17 protein-coding genes and 2 pseudogenes are annotated in these 17,986 nt (G+C 60.9%); 6 read left to right on the plus strand and 13 right to left on the minus strand.

The genetic code is table 11. The features are described from left to right. Positions 1-49: 49 nt before the first annotated feature. The 4 genes from ACM6JT_RS22925 to ACM6JT_RS22940 form a co-directional block, all read right to left on the minus strand. Entirely contained in the window at positions 50-1,240 is a 1,191-nt protein-coding gene (locus ACM6JT_RS22925) for a type II secretion system F family protein (RefSeq protein WP_175769482.1), read from the minus strand. 1 nt (position 1,241) lies between these two features. Further along, complete coding sequence (locus ACM6JT_RS22930; protein WP_175769484.1) at positions 1,242-1,754, minus strand: transglycosylase SLT domain-containing protein; 513 nt, start codon at positions 1,752-1,754, stop codon at positions 1,242-1,244. Continuing rightward, positions 1,726-2,163 (minus strand): type II secretion system major pseudopilin GspG, encoded by a 438-nt coding sequence (gene gspG / locus ACM6JT_RS22935; RefSeq protein ID WP_175769486.1) that lies wholly within the window; start codon positions 2,161-2,163, stop codon positions 1,726-1,728. Before gspG ends, ACM6JT_RS22930 begins: the two co-directional genes overlap by 29 nt. A 119-nt stretch (positions 2,164-2,282) precedes the next feature. Then, a complete protein-coding gene (locus tag ACM6JT_RS22940; RefSeq protein ID WP_414857361.1) occupies positions 2,283-3,869 on the minus strand; it encodes a lytic polysaccharide monooxygenase in 1,587 nt (528 codons plus the stop codon). Positions 3,870-4,175: 306 nt separating this feature from the next. On the opposite strand from ACM6JT_RS22940, the gene ACM6JT_RS22945 reads away from it, so the two are divergent. From ACM6JT_RS22945 to ACM6JT_RS22955, 3 genes are all read left to right on the plus strand, one after another. Beyond that, complete coding sequence (locus tag ACM6JT_RS22945) at positions 4,176-4,736, plus strand: cytochrome b (protein WP_175769490.1); 561 nt, start codon at positions 4,176-4,178, stop codon at positions 4,734-4,736. Between the two features lie 179 nt (positions 4,737-4,915). Continuing rightward, the gene (locus ACM6JT_RS22950) at positions 4,916-5,527 is read left to right on the plus strand and encodes a trimeric intracellular cation channel family protein (protein WP_414857362.1); all 612 of its coding nucleotides are present in this window, start codon (positions 4,916-4,918) and stop codon (positions 5,525-5,527) included. A 929-nt stretch (positions 5,528-6,456) separates the two neighbouring features. Then, positions 6,457-7,803 (plus strand): helix-turn-helix transcriptional regulator, encoded by a 1,347-nt coding sequence (locus ACM6JT_RS22955; RefSeq protein ID WP_244110354.1) that lies wholly within the window; start codon positions 6,457-6,459, stop codon positions 7,801-7,803. A gap of 16 nt (positions 7,804-7,819) precedes the next feature. On the opposite strand, the gene ACM6JT_RS22960 is transcribed toward ACM6JT_RS22955, so the two are convergent. The 5 genes and pseudogenes from ACM6JT_RS22960 to ribA all read right to left on the minus strand — a co-directional run bounded on the left by ACM6JT_RS22960 (position 7,820) and on the right by ribA (position 12,249). Continuing rightward, complete coding sequence (locus tag ACM6JT_RS22960) at positions 7,820-8,158, minus strand: lysozyme inhibitor LprI family protein (protein ID WP_244110355.1); 339 nt, start codon at positions 8,156-8,158, stop codon at positions 7,820-7,822. Between the two features lie 110 nt (positions 8,159-8,268). Then, positions 8,269-9,288 (minus strand): annotated as a pseudogene (locus ACM6JT_RS22965) (DUF308 domain-containing protein); the annotation flags it as partial. A gap of 3 nt (positions 9,289-9,291) precedes the next feature. Further along, the gene (locus ACM6JT_RS22970; protein WP_175769492.1) at positions 9,292-9,516 is read right to left on the minus strand and encodes a helix-turn-helix transcriptional regulator; all 225 of its coding nucleotides are present in this window, start codon (positions 9,514-9,516) and stop codon (positions 9,292-9,294) included. Between the two features lie 586 nt (positions 9,517-10,102). Beyond that, the gene (locus ACM6JT_RS22975) at positions 10,103-11,377 is read right to left on the minus strand and encodes a tyrosine-type recombinase/integrase (RefSeq protein WP_414857493.1); all 1,275 of its coding nucleotides are present in this window, start codon (positions 11,375-11,377) and stop codon (positions 10,103-10,105) included. Positions 11,378-11,598: 221 nt separating this feature from the next. Next, a complete protein-coding gene (gene ribA / locus ACM6JT_RS22980) occupies positions 11,599-12,249 on the minus strand; it encodes a GTP cyclohydrolase II (protein ID WP_034180409.1) in 651 nt (216 codons plus the stop codon). Positions 12,250-12,425: 176 nt separating this feature from the next. On the opposite strand from ribA, the gene ACM6JT_RS22985 reads away from it, so the two are divergent. Further along, positions 12,426-12,887: a CBS domain-containing protein gene (locus tag ACM6JT_RS22985; protein ID WP_034180410.1), complete on the plus strand. Its 462-nt coding sequence runs from the start codon at positions 12,426-12,428 to the stop codon at positions 12,885-12,887. Positions 12,888-13,044: 157 nt separating this feature from the next. Here ACM6JT_RS22985 and ACM6JT_RS22990 read toward each other — a convergent pair whose 3' ends face one another. Further along, positions 13,045-13,374, minus strand: a complete 330-nt coding sequence (locus tag ACM6JT_RS22990; RefSeq protein ID WP_034180411.1) for a DUF4148 domain-containing protein — start codon at positions 13,372-13,374, stop codon at positions 13,045-13,047. A gap of 517 nt (positions 13,375-13,891) precedes the next feature. On the opposite strand from ACM6JT_RS22990, the gene ACM6JT_RS22995 reads away from it, so the two are divergent. After that, on the plus strand, positions 13,892-14,290 hold the full coding sequence (locus tag ACM6JT_RS22995; RefSeq protein WP_006486027.1) for a GreA/GreB family elongation factor: 399 nt from the start codon (positions 13,892-13,894) through the stop codon (positions 14,288-14,290). 175 nt (positions 14,291-14,465) lie between these two features. Here the strand turns inward: ACM6JT_RS22995 and ACM6JT_RS23000 are convergent, their stop codons facing one another. Beyond that, positions 14,466-15,587 (minus strand): porin, encoded by a 1,122-nt coding sequence (locus ACM6JT_RS23000; RefSeq protein WP_152857379.1) that lies wholly within the window; start codon positions 15,585-15,587, stop codon positions 14,466-14,468. Positions 15,588-16,198: 611 nt separating this feature from the next. On the opposite strand from ACM6JT_RS23000, the gene ACM6JT_RS23005 reads away from it, so the two are divergent. Then, complete coding sequence (locus ACM6JT_RS23005) at positions 16,199-16,570, plus strand: YXWGXW repeat-containing protein (RefSeq protein ID WP_034180413.1); 372 nt, start codon at positions 16,199-16,201, stop codon at positions 16,568-16,570. 519 nt (positions 16,571-17,089) lie between these two features. Here the strand turns inward: ACM6JT_RS23005 and ACM6JT_RS23010 are convergent. Then, positions 17,090-17,182, minus strand: a pseudogene (locus tag ACM6JT_RS23010) (transcriptional regulator); the annotation flags it as partial. A gap of 121 nt (positions 17,183-17,303) precedes the next feature. Beyond that, entirely contained in the window at positions 17,304-17,951 is a 648-nt protein-coding gene (locus ACM6JT_RS23015; protein WP_131946099.1) for a glutathione S-transferase family protein, read from the minus strand. Positions 17,952-17,986: the final 35 nt, after the last annotated feature.

Below are 17,986 nucleotides of genomic sequence, written 5' to 3' on the forward strand. Positions count from 1 at the left end.
ACAAGCTGAAAACAACTTAAAAATTGATAGGCCCTGGCCTATTTGACGATCAGCTGATGCTGCTGGCCAGCTCGAAGATCGGGAGATAGAGCAGCAATACGATCGCGCCGACGAGCGCGCCGATGCCGAGCATGAGAATGGGTTCGAACAGCTTGCTGAAGACTTCGATCGCACGGTCGAGCGTGCCGTCGTGGAAATGCGCGATTTTTTCGCACATCTCGCCGAGTTCGCCGCTGCGCTCCCCCACCCGCAGCAGCCGTTCCGCAACCGGCGTGGTGAGGTTCTGCGCGGTCAGCACGTCCGACAGCGACTGCCCGGCGCGCAGGTCGCCGAGCGACCGCTCAAGACGCGGAAGATACGGTGCTGGCAACAGGCGTCCGGCCAGTTCGAGTGCATCGATGGCCGCCGTACCGCCGGCCAGCAGCAACCCGACCGTGCGGTAGAATCGCGACAGCACGAACAGGTGACAGATGTCGCGAAGCCGCGGCGTGCGCCACATCAGGTTCAAGAACATCTGCCGCGCGCGCTGCGTGCGCACCAGCATCACGGTCGCAACCGCCGACCCCGCCAGCCCGGCCAACAGGACGATTCCGTGCTGCTTCACCAGCTCGGCCCACCACAGCATCGCGACGGCGGTCGCGGGCGGCTCGTTGATGCTCTCGAATACGGCGGAAAAGCGCGGCACCACGAAAAACAGCATGAACAGCAGGATGCCGGCCCCCACGGCCATCACGACCGCGGGATAAACGAGCGCGCCGCTGACGCGCTTGCGAATCTGCTCCAGCCGGGTCTCGTAATGCTGAAAGCGCCGCAATGCGATCGGCAGTTGGCCGCTGCCCTCCGACGCCTCGACCGTCGCAACGAGCAACGGCGGGAAAATCGACGGCTGCTGCGCGAGCGCCTTCGAAAAAGGCTGCCCTTCGCGCATCCTGGCGGCCAGCTCGTCGAGGACGGCGCGCAGCCCCTTCTCCGATTCGGCCTTGTCGCGCAACGCCTCGATCGCCTCGATCAACACAAGCCCCGCGTCGAGCAGCGTCGACAGCTCCTGCAGGAACAGGCCGAGCGGAAATTTCGGTTGCCGCGACCACCGGGCGATGCCTGCCCGGCGCTTCACCGCGAGCACTGTGACGGCCTCGCCCGAAGCCATGCAGCGCTGGCGCGCGCTTGCTTCGTCCGGCGCGTCGACGGTCCGCTTGACGAGCTTGCCGCCGGACAACAGATCGACTTGAAAAATCGCCACTTCAGTGTCCCTTGCCGGCCACGGTCATCGCCGCGCCGGATCGGCGCGCCTGCGCAGCCTGTTTCAGTTTCGTGTAGTGATGCCACACCTTCTTCGCGTACCGGTGGCGCAGCTCGCGCCGATTCGGCGCGCTGCCCGCGTTGTATGCGCCGACGGCTTCCCACGTATAGCCGTGGCGAGAAATGAATTCGGACAGAATCTGCGCGCCGGCCATGACCGACGTACAGGAATCGTTGAGCAGTTGCTCGCGCGTAATGCCCGCCTTGTTCAGACGCGGCAAATGCGTGCTGTTGATCTGCATGAGGCCGATGTCGTAGGTGCCGTTCCGGTTGCGGTTGATCGCGGTCGGATTCAGTGACGACTCGACCTTCGCGATCGAATACAGCAACAGCGGATCGATATCGTGTCGCTGCCCGGCATCGAACCAACATTCCGCACGAGCAGACGTGCAGATTCCGGCAAGCATCGCGAGCACGATCGCCCCCTTACAGACCGTAAACAAGATCCGCGTCATAGCCTTCCCCTCCCAGTTTCCCGTCCCGGCCCAGCGAAACGATTTCCGCGTCGGAATCTCGGCCCGGCACGTGATATTGGTACGGGCGCCCCCACGGATCGTTCGGGACATCCTTCGCCAGATACGGGCCGTGCCACGATGCCACGTTGGCCGGCTGCTTCACGAGCGCCTCGAGCCCCTGGTCCGCGGTCGGATAGTGGCCGGTATCGAGCCGGTATTTCACGAGTGCGTCGCCCAGCGACTTCATTTGCGCCTGTGCCGCCTGCACCTTGGCCCGATCCGAATAGGACAGGACTTTCGGCCCCACATAGCTGGCCAGCAGCGCGATAATCAGCAGCGCAACCAGCAGTTCCAGCAGGGTGAAACCTCGCGCGGCCCGCAGACGGGACCGAATAGCGTTTCGATTCATGATGTTCCTTCGTGATTGAAAACTTCCTTGGCGCACCGACGGCGGAGGCTGCCGGCCTGTGACCGGCCGCCTCCGCCGTCGCACGCGTCATGCCGTTCGGCAATCAGCGCGACTGCGCGTTACTTGGCAGTCCATGCGTCGGTCCAGGCCCAACCCTTGCCCGGCTCGTAAGCCGCCGGCGCCTGGCCGCACCAGCCCGAGGCCGGGTACGCCTTGCACTGGTACTGCTTGCCGTTGTTGGTGACGATCTCGCCGCCCTTGTAGGCATAGCCGGCCTGGTAGGCGGGGGAATTGCCCGCGCCGCCGTCATTGCCCGGATTGCCCGGATTGCCCGGATTGCCCGGATTGCCCGGATTGCCCGGGTTGCCCGGGTTGTCCGGCGTGCCCGGATTTCCGGGATTGCCCGGGGTACCGCTGCCCTTGACCAGCAACGTGTGCGTCGCGGTCGCGGTCGTCTTGCCGTTATTGACGACCAGTGTGAACACGAGGCTCCGGTTCTGCTCCGCCTTCGGCGCCGTGAACGTCAGGGTCGAGCCGTTGCGTGCGCTCTTGAAGTCCGACGGCATCGTCCATGCGTAGGTCAGCGGCAGACCGCTCGGATCGCTCGACCCGTTCGCCGACAGCGTGACTTGCTGACCGCCCTGAATCGAGGCCGGGCCGCTAATCTTGGCGATCGGCGGCACCACTGCGGGCGGCTGCTCGCTGCCACCGTTGCTCTTGACCTCGAGCGCGTATGCATACTCCTTGCCGTTTCCGAACACCTCGTTTTCGGTCCCGCTGCGCACCGGATCGATCGTCTTGCCGTCGGTACCCAGCTTGCCGACCCGAACGTATTGCGAACGCCCGTTGACCTGGTTCGCCAGGTCGTAAATCCAGTCCGAGGCATTCACGTTGTTCGCGCCGATCGTCATGCTGTGGGATTCGAGGTCGTTGCCGCGCGTCTTGTCAAACACGCGCAGCTTGACTTCGTCGCCCGCCTTCTGCACGCCGCCGAACTCGATCTTCCCGGACGGCATCCAGTTCACGTTAGCCGCCACGACGTCGATATCGCTACAGCTATAGAAACCCTCCGCGTTATCGCTCGGATCGCGCTGCCAGATCGTGTACAGCACGCGCTTTCCGGAAACGCCGTTCAGGTTGAGCGGATATTCCGTATAGGCTTCCGGCCCGCGCGTGCCCACTTCGCCGATCGGCTGTGCCTCGAGATCGCTCCATTTCAGCGGACGCGAGAAATCGTATGAAGGCTTCGAAATGTAGGTCTTGAAATAGGTGGTGTAGTGCTTGGCCGTCTGCTTGTACCGCAGCGTGACCTTGCCGCTGGCGTCCGGCTTGACCGGCGTGGCCGCCCAGTTAGCAACGGCGTCAATGCCCTTCCAGCTGTCCTTGCCGCCGGCACAGAGCTGGCCGTCCGGAATCATCGCCCGGTGGTCCGCGTCGCCCTTCACACCGAGAATTGCATTGGACATGCGGTCATAGAACGGGGTGGAGCCGCTGATGCTCTTGGCTGCCTTACAACCGTCCGACTTCGGGTTTTCTGCCCCCTCGTTGAAGCACGCCAAGGGACGATCCGGCGGCGACTCCACATAGCCGTGCGCATGCGAAATCGAAGGCGCCGCAAACAGCGCGGCGGCGGCGACATGAGCAAGCGTCAATGCCGGCAGCGATCGCTTGACCGTCTTTTTCAACGAGATTTGAGAAATTGTCATTTGTATTCCTTTGTACCTTTCAAGGTGGTTGAAGCATCGGTTCTGTTTCGTGATCCCGGTTCGAACCGGAAGCAACAGTCACCTAGCCGGATATGCCGGCCCGCTCATCCGCGGCCGGCGTTACTCGTGTCCCGACGCGCCACACCCCTCGCCGGAACTGCGTGCATTCTTGCGGCCCACCCTGATGCGATCAATGAAGCTCAAAGCAATCTGAAACTCACTTTTAGATTTGGATTAAAAACATTGAGCCCACTGGCCTATCTACCGAGAATGCCGGCACGTTAGGTCTTTCCATAGGGGTTCAAAATGAATACGCATCCGCAAGCGGCGCGCTACAGCCGCGCCACCGCGCTGTTTCACTGGATGGGCGTCGTCCTGATGACGCTGGTCGTGTTGTCCGCGGAGCTGCGCCATCTCGGCGTGCGCACCGAGCTACTGTCGATGCGCTCCGCCATGGTCGTGCACATCGGTTCCGCGATGGCCATCCTGTTTCTCGTGATTCCGCGCGTGATCGCGCGGCTCATGGGGCCCAGCGTTCCGCCGCCGCACGCCAACAGCCCGCTGGTGCGATGGACCGCGCACGCCGTCCATATCGGCCTTTACGTTTTCCTAGTTGCCGAATGCCTGATCGGCTGGGCGATCGTGAATGCAAAAGGCATGCGCATCCCGATGCCGGTGCTCGGCTTCGAATTCCCCGCACTGGTGCCCCAGCATGCGCGGCTGGTCGATCTGACGATCACCGCCCACATGGCGCTCGGCTATCTGTTGTATACCGTGCTAGCGTTGCACATCGGCGCGGCGTTGTGGCACCATTTCGTTCAGCGTGACGGCATCCTGCGCCGAATGAGCCTGTCGTCGCACACTTGAGCGGCGCCGGGCATCACGGATATCGCCGCGCGCGTGTCGCACGATGCGTTCGCAGCAGCCGCTACAGCGCTTTCGAGCGACTTCAACGAATGAGCGAAGCAGCACCGAATGAGTCGGCCGGCACATTGTTCGCACGCCGATCGACTCCACAAACGGAATCTCCAGCCGCGAGGTGTTTCATGCTACATGCCGTTTACCTGATTGCCATCGTTGCCGAAGCCGTGAGCGGCACCATGGCCGCCGGACGCCGCGACATGGATCTGTTCGGTGCCTGTTTTGTCGGATGCGTGACCGCGTTGGGTGGCGGCTCGGTACGCGACATGCTGCTCGGTCATTACCCGCTCGGATGGGTGCAGCATCCCGAATACATCTGGTTCACGGCTGGCGCCGCGCTGATCGGCGCGATGCTCGGAAGCATGCTGCATTACTTGCGCACGGTCTTTCTGACCGTCGATGCACTCGGCCTCGTCGCCTTCACGCTGATCGGCTGCAACATCGCGATGGAGACCGGCCAGACATCCACCATCGTGATACTGAGCGGCATCATCACAGGATGCCTGGGCGGAATAATGCGGGATCTTCTGTGCGGAGACGTACCAGTCATCTTCAAGCGCGAAATGTATGCCAGCATTTCACTTCTGGTCGGCACAGGATATCTCGTGCTGTTGAATCTGCAGGTATCCGAACGCGTGTCTGTCATGATTTGCCTCGGGTTCGGATTCATCCTCCGCATGTCGGCCATCTATTTCGACTGGCACATTCCGAAGCTCGTTTACCGCGACAAAGTGTGACTTTGATAGGAAAGACACGGCTCCTGCACCGTATCGGGTGCCCCGATCGGCTAACTTCAAAAGCGCTCCGAGCGTTATGCGACTACGGGCCAAACGTCACGATTTTCATTTATTCGAATTCCAAAGCGCTTTATCGGACTATTTCGACATACCCACTTCCTACACGCACCACGCACGCCGCGGCTGCGACAACGGGATAGTCACCGTGTGCGCTGTCGTCCACCTGCAATCGGCCGACGTGCGGAGAGGGCGTGCCTGGTCGAAGACGAGGCCGGGCGCCCATACCATCGCCGGCGCTAACTTTTGAACGCTGCGCGACCCCACCACAGCCCCACTGTCGTCGGCCCATGCATGAAGCGCCCCCCCCAATCGACACTGCTACGAGACAACCAGCCCATGGCACCGTCGGTTTCCGCCTACAGCAGCGATAGGCAGCCGAACTCAAACCCTTCTCGATATGACGCAAACCAGCCGGCCAGTTCTCTGCTGATATACCTTGTATACGACGCCATGACCTTATCTCCGACCGTTCAGCCGTCTATCATGTAATGCAACCCTTCCTGGGGTTTGTTTACATATGTAACGCACAGACGAATGCCGGAAATCGCTCGCCGGACAAAGACCGATGAGCAGCGTTTGACCGTGCCCCCCCGACGGAAATCCTTGGGTGACAAACGACGAGCGACGCCGCCACGCGGGCGATTTCCAGTATCGTCCCTAAGCGTTAATTTCAAGTACGGGTGCCCAGGGAAAGGCCGTTCGCAAGGTGCACATCGCCGCGAATCCTGACTCATCCGTAAGGAATGCAACACGGCAAGCGGCCGTTCTCGTGGCAACGAATGCGCATTTCACGTGTAAACCCTCAGGCATTTCGACGTCCATTTCAGCCTAAGTAGCCGCTGCATTCAAATCACTACGCACAGGCAATCATGAGCGAATCCGACGCCAAGACTCACCACTTTCATAGCAACGACCCCGAAGAAGTATCCGATTTCATTGAGAAAATCTATGCAGACAACCACTTTCGTGCACAACATGCCGAAAAACGCGACGTCAACATGGGCGGACAAGAATGGCGGGGCATCGGTATATATGATGTCGACTACGAAATGCCCTTCAGCTTCCATTCCGAGGAAGCACGCCCCAATTATCTGTTCCTTTCCTGCGAACGGGGCGGTTCGACCTACTCGACTAGCGATTCGATCGCCCAATGCACGATCGGCGATATGATTCCCATTTCGTCGACCGGCAATTCGATATGTAAGACAAAACCCGAAGGCTTCGGACATCTATCGGTCATCCTCGACGCGATTCACGTCAACGATTTTTTAGCTCAATGGATTGGACGCCCCCTGACACAACCGATTCGATTCGATTTACGTCCCGTCCAACCTGATATCGCGTCTCAGTGGAACATCGCCGCAAGCTGCATGCGCCAGATGATGTCGATGAGTCCGCTACCCGACACGGCCGTGCGCGCGTTGTACGAACATATGTTGAAGCTCGTCATACACGGACACGCGAGCAACTACAGTGAGTTGCTTGCAAATGGCCGCTACGCGCCCGAACACGTGGTCCGCTCCGCAATCGCCATGATCGAATCCGACCCGATACGCTGGCGGACCTTGGGCGCAATCGCGCACGCTCTCGGTTGCGCCACCCAGGTACTGGAGAATGGGATACGCCGTTGGACCAGCAAAGGCTCGGACAGCATTTTTTACGAAGCGCGCCTGCGTTGCGTCAATCGCGCACTCACCTTCGACAGCTGTCGAAGCTTTATTGATACCTTGCGTGCATACAATTTCACGCCCTCGCCCCGATTTGTTCGCACATATCGCAATCACTTCGGCGAATCGCCGAGCGAGACCTATCGTAGAAACCCGAACGCTGTTGGCGCCACCGCCCTCGACTTCGGTCAATTCGCGGACCAGTTATCCGAGCAGATTCTCAATCGCTTCATCAATGCATCGCTCGATCAACCAATCAGCCTTGCGGATATCGCTCGTCACGCTGACCTAAGCGAACATGCCACCATCATCGCGTTCAAGGAAAGATTCGCCAAAACACCCATGCAATATGTGATCGAACGCCGCCTTGAACGAGCACGTTGGTTGCTTTGTCATACATCGGTGAGCATTCTGTCTATCGCGCTCAGTTGCGGTTTCGGTAGCCAGAGCTATCTGACTACTCAAATCAAGCGATATTATGGTGTAACGCCACGTCAACTACGGCTATCAGCCCGAACAACGACAAGCGACGATAACCGCAGTCGGTAACCCCCACCCGGCGTGATCACGGCGCCGCGACGGGGCAGTTCGTATCACCTTCACGGCATTCGAGATAGCGTTGCAATGCCACCGACCGTGACTTCGTCACCTCCTCCAGGCACGCGGCACGCGCAAGCGGTTCGGCCGATCCACCAGCCACGCGAATTGTCTGGAACGCGCACTCGGCATCGCGAAACGCGATCCATGCGCGCTGCGCGTCAGTCAGATTCCTCGCGCCGTCGCGATCGTCCTTCAGCCGGCTCTGTAATGCGCGATAGCGACTGTTGAGCTCGGCGTCCGCGCGCGCGTATGCGCGGTTCGCGCATCCGTTCATCGTGCGGATTCGCGCAGTCGGGTGCCGCATGCGCATCGCGCGCCACCGATATGGCCAGCAACACCGCGAGCGTCACAAGCTGTGGACGGATCATCATATTCTCATTCTCCTGTTCGATTGCAGTGCTGCCCCATGCGGCGTCACTGTGCAGCACCCGCGTCCTGCTCGCGCCATGCTCGCCGCTGCTGCGACAGCCGGTTCGCGGCAACCCGTGCGGCCTTCCACCACGCGAACGGACGCGGATCTGCAAGCATGCTGAGAGCGCGCGCGTAGTCGAGCGCGAGACCCGGCGTCCACGCCATCGTCGCCGCACGCTTGCGAATCTGCGCGGCCACCCACAGTTCCGGCGTGACGAGCACACGCAGAAAACCACCCCACCCTGTCCCGCCGCCGCGCAGCCGGTCGACCGCGCCATCGATCGCCGCCTCGAGCACATAGCCAACGGTGCTCGAACAGTTCCGGTGCGTCAGGTTGTACGTCGTATTCGCCCGGTAGCGCTCCCAGAACGCGTGCAGCTTCGCCGGATCGTAATTGCGGATCCGCACGCGCACCGTCGACGGACACCAAGCCGTCGACTCCGTCGCATAGTCCGGCTGAAACATACCGGGAACGTCGTTCTCGCGCGTCGCGCGCAGGATGCGGCCGAACTCCGACGGCAAGCGGTCGATCTCGGCTGCCGGGTACAAGCTGATGTAGATTCCTTCGGGCGATTCAAGAGCCGCGTGTCCTGTCGAAATAGTCCCGCTGACATCGACCGCCGCGATATAGCGGTCGACCACCAGATGATGCTGCGCCTTCGACGAACCGATCGGCGTCCACACGTGCACGGTCAGCGCGCGCTCGTGGTCGGCCGGCGGCCCGTCCCATTCGGAGCGGTCGAACTGGCTCGCTCGCGCAACCGAATCGGCGTCGGGTAGCAACGAGGACCGCTGCGACATGTTGAACGCCGGATTGCGCTCGATACACCGCACGCGCGCCGCGAGCACCAACATGTTCGTACCGCCGAAGATCAGGAATAGCCCGAGACAGAACGGCAGCGTGCCCGTGTAATGCGTCGGGTATGGCTGATAGAAGAACATCGCGATCAGGATCTCGAAGACGCCCCAGGCGAACGCGACCTTCCAGCGACGATACCGGACGATCCATGCGGATAGCCCATCGTCTTAAGGAACTTGTCGCTTCCGCGCGCCCGTATTCTCTGGAGGCAGCAGGTCGGCAACCGGACGAGCGTCAGCCCACTTCTGAACTTCATGTGCGAGCCATCCTACCCTCCGGCCCGATAGGAGTCGTGGTTTAGGAAAGGTTTTCTCGCGTACGAGTTTTTGTATCGTCGCCGGTGATAGTGAGAGTGCCTCCGCCACTTCTTTCAGAGAGAAGCAGATCTTCATTGCAACTTCTCCTTTGTCTATTGCCGTTGATTCCTTGTCCGCGCGGAAGGATTGCCAAGATGAACACCCAGAGAATTGATGGGGTATGGTGGACCCAGCACACTTTCAGTTCACTACACGCATCCGAATTTAATGCGTAATGTCAAGCGCGGCAAACGCACATACAGGAATAAAATTTCGTTTGGTGGCAAATCGATCGGACGATCGCTTTCCTCGAAGTTCCGCAGTAGTCCTCTGCTAAAAGAAGCCGAGTCAAGAATTCTTGCAGTCTCGCCCCTTAGCATTGATCCCTTTCGCTTAAGGCACGACCAAAACTCTGTTCGAGCAAACGTCAGGAATGAACAAAGTCTCCCGTCTTGCTCATTGTGCTGTTGCTGGCCCTGCAATTGATAGCTGCTCGTGGAGATTTCTGGCTCAGGCGAGCATCCAGAAACTGGTTCGCGAAAAGTAGTTCCCTAAACCCCGGACGATGTCCGGCCGGAGAGGCGCATGGCTTACGCGAGGTCAAAGCTTGTGGCCGAAGAACGCCCTACGCGAGACCTATTCCGTTCCTCGAACACCGGCCACAACAAACGGCGCCATCGAGCTACTTCTTTACGGGATACGTCGCAGCGATCTCCTCAAGACGATGCGACAGTAGCGTAAGCCACTCGCGCCGCTCGCTGTCGTAGGTGTGACGGTTATAGATGCCAACGACGCCCGGCTGTACATGGCCGAGGACTGCCTCGGCAATTTCATTCGGGCATCGCAGCGTCGCAAGTAGTGTCCTGGTTGTGCGTCGGAGATCGTGGGCTGACCAATGCGTGACGGGCACACGCGGACGGTCATGCTTCGGAGCGATCTTGCAATATGGCTGATGATAGTAGACGCCGTGCTGGACCACGGTCTGGTTCATCGACGTTCCGCGAGACGAAGGAAACAGAATGGTTCCCTTGGCCTGATCGAGGCGTCGTCGCACAACGACCTCAGCACGCCCTATGAGCGGCACGCGCAGATCCGTTGCTCTCTCGTTATGCAGCCCTTTAGTCTTATGCTTCGGGATCGTCCACCAGAGACCGTCGGCCTCCTCCGCGATCTCAGTGCTCTCCATGGCGACGATCTCGCCGCCTCTCGTGCCGGTCCAAAGGTACAGTGTCAACGCGTCGGCAACAGTCAAACTAAAGTTCGGCAACCACCGGATCAATGTACCGAGTTCGTCTATCGAGAGCACCCGTTTCTGTGTCCCCGTGTACTTCCCCTCGACCTTGCGCCCTTTGCTCTTCAATCGCCCCCTTAGAACCTCCCTCCACCAATTCGCGGTGTTTTCGGGAAGACGCCCGGCATCAAGCGCATAATGCCAGGCGCTACTAAGCTCCATGCGAAGGCGCCCCGCAAGCATCGGCGTCGACCGATATGACTCGAGGAAATCGAATGCCTGAGCGCGTGTGATAGTCGCCGCACTCACATCCGCAATAGGCCCCAACATCGCCTTGAATATACGTGCGACCTCGACCGCTCCCTTTGTCTTCCGATTTACTTCTACGTACCCTTCTAAATAGTCCCGGCACAGCTGCCTGACGGTGTAGTCGGCCGGTGACGACCGCGCAGCCGCCCTTTCCCGCTTTCGACGTAATGCGGAAAGTTCGGCGCCTGAATCGCGCTCGACGCGGTTCCTTTCCCACGCAGCGATCGCTGCGGTAAATACCATCGCAGGCCATTCACCGAGCTTCACCTGCCGCATGCGGCCGTCGACCGGAGACTTGTAACGATACGTCCACGACTTGCGGCTCGTCGAAGCCTGGAGGCGTAATCCCGGAAACCCCTCAAATGTCATGTGCTCGCCGCTCGGCAGTTTGGCCGCGGCACGTGCATCAAAGCGCATTCTTCCCTCGGCGTAGGTTTCTTCGAGAGAAGCATACTCGGCGTAGGTTTTCTGCACAACGTCGTGAAAACCTACGCCGAAGGACTAAGTTTAGACACGCGGAGACAAACGTAGATGCATCAACCGAAGTGGGGGGACACCTACGTTTTCACTTAAAATTCAGTGACTTATGGATTTTATCGGATCGACTCAGACAACCTCGGACAGGTCCGAAATTTTCGCTATTCGTTTTCCTCGAAGTAATGCCCGAACTTCGTCTGCTTCGTACGGATATAACGCTCGTTTTCCTCGCGCACGGGCACCGCGAGCGCCACGCGTTCACAGACGGGAATGCCGTGCTTCGCGAGCGTGTCGAACTTCTTCGGGTTGTTGCTCATCAGGCGCACCGACGTCACGCCGAGGATCCGGAGGATCGCGGCGGCCGAGTCGTATTCGCGAGCGTCGTCGGGCAGGCCGAGGTCGAGGTTCGCCTCGACGGTATCGCGCCCCTGCTCCTGCAACGCGTATGCGCGAATCTTGTTGCTCAGGCCGATCCCGCGCCCCTCATGGCCACGCAGATACAGCAGCACGCCGCGGTCTTCGGCCGCAATGTAGCGCAACGCGAGATCGAGCTGCTCGCCGCAATCGCAGCGGTACGAGCCGAACACGTCGCCAGTCAGGCATTCGGAATGCAGTCGCGTCAGCACGGACTGCTCGCCGGTCACGTCGCCCATCACGAGCGCGAGATGTTCGGCATCGCTGCCCGATACGCGGAATGCGTATGACGTGAACGTACCGTAGCGCGTAGGCAGCGACGCAGTGGCGACGAGCGTCACGCACTCGTCGGCCTGGCCATTGCCCGGCGTGGGCGATTGGGGACGCAAAGACATCATGAATTCAATCGAAACGTTCAGGAATGTAGGAGTTGTGTGGATAGTGCGTGACGGGAGTTTACCGCTAATCTGGAAACGTCACGCGACTGCCGCCGCCTGCCCGGCTATACTGGGCCCATCGGGTGACGCGCATCACGCCTGCCTTCCCTGCATCGACCTGCACACGGAGAAAGCGAATGAGCACGACTGTCGCGCAGATTCTCAAGGCCAAGCCGGATTCGGGCCGAACCATCTACACCGTCAAGAAGAACGACCTCGTCTACGACGCCATCAAGCTGATGGCGGAAAAGGGCATCGGCGCTTTGCTGGTCGTGGACGGCGACGACATCGCAGGCATCGTCACCGAGCGCGACTATGCGCGCAAGATCGTCCTGCAGGACCGTTCATCGAAAGCCACCCGCGTCGAGGAAATCATGACGGCGAAGGTGCGCTACGTCGAGCCGTCGCAATCCACCGACGAGTGCATGGCGCTGATGACCGAGCACCGGATGCGCCACCTGCCCGTCCTCGACGGCGGCAAGCTGATCGGCCTCATCTCGATCGGCGACCTCGTGAAGAGCGTGATTGCCGATCAGCAGTTCACGATCAGCCAGCTCGAACACTACATCCACGGCACGCCCTCGGTTACGTCCGTCTGACCCGCTCCAGCAAAAAAGGCCCAAACGCGTAAGCGTCTGGGCGGAAAGCCGCCGGAATGCGGCGACGGAGGTTCTGCTCCTGCGGGCGAACGACGCGCGCGGACGGCGCGCGTCTCGTCGATTAAGTGGTGCGCTCGGGCAGACCGGGGACGTTCGCTTAGTTGCCGAAGTAGACCGAGTTCACGGGGTTCGGTGCTTCCCGCGTCATGCGACGGCCAGTTTGTCCGGCACCCGTCGCCACCGCACCGTAGCCGCTCGTATCGGCCTGCGCGAGCATCGGCTGGTTCGGCTGGATCCGTTGTTCGGCGGCCTGGATATCGCTCGGATATTGCGAATCGCTCGCCAGCGGTTTGTAGCCGTTCTGTTCGAGTTGCACGAGTTCGGCCTTGACCTGGTCACGGGTCAGCCCTTGGTCGGACTGTGCAAACGATGCGATCGGGGCGGCAAGGACGGATGCGGCGATGGCTGCGTAGATGATCGACTTCATGATTTACCTCCGGAATATGTTCTGTTTTGACGTCGCCTCGGCAGGACTGTCTGAAGCGATTGGATCCAGTGTAGTTCTCGCCGCCTCAAGGGAAAACCCTTGGTTTGAACATACAGCGTTGCGATTTTGGAAAATATCGCCCACTGTTTATGGACCAGGGCATCGCCACTTGCTTCATCCGCACAACAATCGCTGACGAAACGCCAACAGCCAGATCACATATCCTGAAGGTTGTGTTGTAAAATCGTAAGGTTTTATTCGCCAGTCGATTCGATATTCCATCCACCATGTACGCGCTCACGCCCCTCTCGGTTTCGCTGTCCGGCCCGGCCGGCGCGCGCGCGCGCGCCGGCCATCCGGCGCATCCACTCGCTCGACGCACGGCCCAGGCGCCGCTCGCCCCTGCCCGGCGCCTGATCTGACTGCTCGGTCTCCTCCCGGAGCCAGGTCAGACAGGCTCCGGGCGATCCTCATAGGCACGCCACGCCTGCCCCTGCCGATCATTTGGAGAACTGCCATGAAACAACGCCTTTACCAGTTGACTGAACTCGACGTCGCTCGCCTCGAGAAGCACGCCGAACACAACCCGCGATTCCAGACGATGCTCGACACGCTGCTCGAACGCGCCGATATCGTCCAGCCCGACGCCATCAAGGCGAACGTCGTCACGATGAACTCGCAAATCACGCTGCTCGACGAAGCGACCCAGGAACAGGCCACCTGGACGATTGTTTATCCGGACGCCGCCAATCTCGAACTCGGCCGCCTGAACGTCTTCTCGCCCGTCGGCATGGCGCTGCTGGGTACGCAGCGCGGCCAGATGGTCAAGGTGATGCAGCCGAGCGGCGCCGAAAAGCTGATGAAGGTCGCCGCGATCGTGTTCCAGCCGGAAGCCAACGGCGAATACACGCGCTGAGCCATCAGCCGCCGGCACCGCGCCGTAACCGCGCACAACGAAAAAAGCGAGGCACAGGCCTCGCTTTTTTGCATCCGGACGATGCGAATCGTCGACATCACATTCCGCAGACGAAAAAAAGGCGCCCGAAGGCGCCTTTTTCGATGCTGCGAAGCGGGTTACCCCGCCGTCACGCTTAGAAGCGGTGACGCAGACCAACCGTTGCTGCGGTTTGGTTGATCGACGAGCTCGGCAGGTTGTCGGCGAAGCTGTTGCCGTTGTAGATCGACGCGCCGATGCCGTTCTTCGCTGCACGCTGGTACACAGCTTGTGCGTAGACGTCCGTGCGCTTCGACAGTGCGTAGTCAGCTTGCAGGCCGAACTGGTTCCAGTGCGTGCTGCCGTTGTTGATCTTCGCGTTCGTGTACGTGTAAGCAGCGCCCAGGCCGAGAGCCGGCGTCAGGTTGTACTTCGCGTTGACTTCGTAGTTGTCGGTGCGCAGCGTGCCCAGACCAACTGCGTTGTTGTCGAGACGCGCTTGCGTCCATGCAGCGCCGACTTGTGCCGGGCCGAATGCGTAGCCAGCAGCAGCACCGTACGTGCGGACGCGGCCTTGGGAAGCGATGCCACCGATCGCCGACGACGTTGCGCCGTTTGCGTTCGTACCGTCACCCAGGTTCGCTTGCGAGTATGCAGCAGCCAGCTTCAGACCTTGGAACTGATATGCAGCACCCGCGCTGTACGCACGGTTGTTGCCGAAGTTCGTGTTGTTCGAGAACGAGTACGTGCCGCCGAATTGCAGACCAGCGTAGTTCGCGCTCGTGAACTTGATCGTGTTGTTCTGTGCGACATCGCCGTTCGTGCTCAGACGGTCGAGGTTCAGCGGGTGCGCGAAGTACGTGCCGCCCCACGAGCCCGTTGCCGTCAGCGGCGCCAGGTAGTCTTGCGTTGCGTCATACTGCTTACCCAGCGTGACCGTGCCGTACTGGCTCGACAGGCCGACGAAAGCTTGACGGTTGAACATGCCGCCGTTGCCGTTCGCGAACTTGCCGTTACCGATGTTGAAGCCGCTTTCCAACGTGAAGATTGCCTTCAGGCCGCCACCAAGGTCTTCCGAGCCACGCAGGCCGAAACGGCTCTGGTCAATGCCCGAACCCATCGCCCAACGCGACTTGCCAGCTTGGCCGAGTGCCGGCTGGACGTTGCTCGTGTAGGTGATGCCTGCGTCCAGCACGCCGTACAGCGTGACGCTGCTTTGCGCGTGAGCGACGGTAGCGAACGATGCTGCAGCTGCTGCAACGATCAGAGTCTTGTTCATTCGTGGAGCTCCCTTCTAAAAAGAGGCAGGTCTCGCGACCTTGTTTCATAAACGGTCTCAACCGCCCGGGAACGCCATCGGTCCTGCTGGCCGCGCCCGGATAGTTGCCCGTTTGGGAACCGTGAGTTTAGGGGTGTACCCTAGGGGCGCGATCCGCAAATAAAGAAATAAGCTTTTCCAGAACTAGAAATAATGAAAGTGGGGAAACATTATAAGTATTTGTTTTGATGTCTGTTTTTGACTTCTTGACGGGGGCTTTTTGGAGGCTTTCATCGCACCATTCTTTCATGTCGCCGTCTTGACGGTTGCATAGAAACAACAAACAGGTTCGACCGAAACCCCGAAATCAGCAATTTTTACCCATTCCAGCCTCAAATGCCGAGCTTCGATCGTCTAAAACGTGTCGGTCGACCAGTAAACAGGGAGCGACGCCCGTGCAGCGGGCGGTGTCCGCCTGTCAGTCCGCAGAAACGGGAAGGTCGATCTCCACCGGCTGGGCCGCCCAACCGTGTGCCGTGACACGCGGTAACAGCCTTAACCGCCCGCGTAACCCGGCCGGCGTACCGGCACGCTAATGTGAGGCAACCTCCAATACAGAACAGGGACACGCCATGAATCGACGCTCGTTGCTGCGCGCCATCGGATTGACCGCCGCCTTCGTCGGCACCGGCTGGCTCCGCGCCGCCTCGGCCCAGCCCGCACCGCCGGTGTACCGGCCGTCCGGCCCGAACCGCGTGCCCGGCGGGCCGCCTTATGACGACCGCCCGGGCTTCGGGCCGCCGGCGGCCCGGCACGACCGCCGCCCGCCGCCGCCACGGCCGCACGGCTATATATGGACCGACGGTTACTGGCGCTGGCAGCGCGGCCGCTATATATGGGTATCCGGTCGCTGGGTCGCACGGCGCCCCGGGCGTCGCTGGGTGCCCGGCTACTGGCGTCGCCAGGGGCAGGTGTGGGTCTACGTCGACGGTTCGTGGCGATAGGCGGTTGCGCGGCTCCGGCCCGTGGCGCGCCCGGACCCGGAGCCGGACGGCTTGCGAACCCGCGCCGTTCGGCTCCGGATTCATGGGTGCCCGACAGGCGCACTCGCGACTCTGCTGCGACGCTCGCCCTTTCCCTGGAACGATCCCGACCGCCAAAGCCGATGCCCGGGCGTCCAATCAGGCAACGTCGACATGCAACATGCCCGCCGATCTCAGGCGCGTCATCGTGCATCGACCGAATTCCTGCCACTCTCTTATCGTGCGCATCGCATGCCGCGCAATTAGACGACCGAATGTTTCGGTCGCCCCGATGCCAGGTCCATTCTCCGGGCGCCGTGTTGCAAGCGCATCGCAGCATTCGCGACGAATACGGCAAAGCATCGTCAAGCCGTCCATTCCGACCAAATCATTCGGATAACGAAATCATGCGATGTCGATACCAATGCATCGAACATGCGTCACCGCATCGCGCTTCGTCCGCAACAGCCCGACAAGCGAAAGAACGGCGCGCGCATCTCCTCGGCACGCGGCGCGGATCGCGCGATGATGTTCGTCGGCCCACCGGATCATCGCCTGTATCGGCGTCAGGAACGAACGCCCGAGGTCGGTCACCCACCGGCTGATCGACCAGCCCGACAGCCCGGCGAGACGTTTACGACGAAGGAGAACAAAGTTTCCCGGCGGGCGGGCGGCTGGTTCCCGCGCCGCCCGTGCGGCGCGGGCGCAGCATCCGTCAGTGCGCCGGCGCTGCGGCCGGCGCGCGGCAGGCGTCCAGGCCTCGCTGAACGGCCGGGCGTGCGGCGATGTCGGCGAGCCAGCGCTCGACGTGCGGGTAATCGGCAACGTCGAGATCGAGTTCGGCCGCCGAGCGCAGCCACGGAAACGCGGCGATGTCGGCGATCGAGTATCGCGACGATGCGAGATACGCCGATTCCGACAATCGGCCGTTCACGACCCCATAGAGGCGCCGCGCTTCGTTCCGGTAGCGAGCGATCGCTTCCGCATTGACCGTCTTCGATGCATGCAGGAACCACCAGAGCTGGCCGAGCATCGGCCCGATCCCGCCGATCTGGAAGTGCAGCCATTGCTGGACCGCCGTACGCTCGGCCAGCGTTTCGGGATGCAGACAGCCCGTCTTCGCGGCGAGATAGCCGAGGATCGCGCCGGATTCGAACACGGCCAGCCCGGTGTCGTGGTCGACGATGGCCGGAATCTTGCCGTTCGGGTTGATCGCGAGAAACGCCGGGCTGCGCTGCTCGCCGGCGGACAGGTTCACGTGCACAAGGTCGTGCGCGAGCCCCGCCTCTTCCAGATAGATCGCGATCTTGTGCCCGTTCGGCGTGTCGGCCGTATAGAACGTGAGGGAGTGCGTCGATGTCATGTCGGTCCTTGTCATCCGGTTATCATTGCAACTGC

This window comes from Burkholderia sp. IT-111MI5 (assembly GCF_949752865.1).
GTDB lineage: Bacteria > Pseudomonadota > Gammaproteobacteria > Burkholderiales > Burkholderiaceae > Burkholderia > Burkholderia pyrrocinia_C.